Source organism: Massilia sp. 05N420, assembly GCF_056397205.1.
In genome coordinates this window covers 1-608 of record NZ_JBFTMX010000115.1, presented here as the reverse complement: position 1 = coordinate 608, position 608 = coordinate 1, and the positions used below count along the sequence as shown (strand labels likewise).

Here is a 608-nt window from a genome sequence, read left to right as displayed (position 1 = left end):
ACATTACGAATGAGCGCTAGACCTCGTCTCCGTTCTTCTCGCAGCATTCAGTCATAGAATCACGCCGAAAGCTTCCGTCCACTGCGACGCGGAGCCTCGCTGTGCTCTTGCTGTTGTCCGGCGCCTTCAACGGCCTGCTGGAGCGGGAACGGACCGCAGGTCGCGATTGAGGAAAAAATCGATGACGAGACGTGAGCGCGCAGTGCGTAACTGCGTAGACGATAACGCTTTTTCGCTTTCCACCACCACGCGCCAGGGCGATCTGAAGATCGAGTTCAAGCGCAGTCTTGAGCGCATGACCAAGGAAGCGGGCTTCGATTTTTTCCTGCTTGCCTCGTTTCCGCGCGGCGATGCGACGGGCTTCGTTGAAAACCGGGTCGCAAGCAACTGGCCGCAGACCCTCGTCAATCTATACGAGGGCGCGGACATGTTTTACTGCAGCGAACTCGTCAATGCTCTGAAGCAGACGATCGTGCCAGTATATTGCAATGCGGGAACCTTTGGCGGGGCTGCCRCCAATCTAGAAAACCGCCGGTTGAACGCCGCCTTCCAGATGCATGGATTGCAGGCAACTTTCGGCTTTTCGCTACATGACGCTGATCTAAAAC

General features: G+C 56.3%; 1 protein-coding gene. It reads left to right on the top strand.

Annotation, left to right across the window (positions count from 1 at the left end):
- Window positions 1–181: 181 nt before the first annotated feature.
- Window positions 182–608 (top strand): autoinducer binding domain-containing protein (locus tag AC1DIX_RS27530; RefSeq protein ID WP_477328493.1); only part of this gene is annotated, 427 nt, incomplete at its 3' end.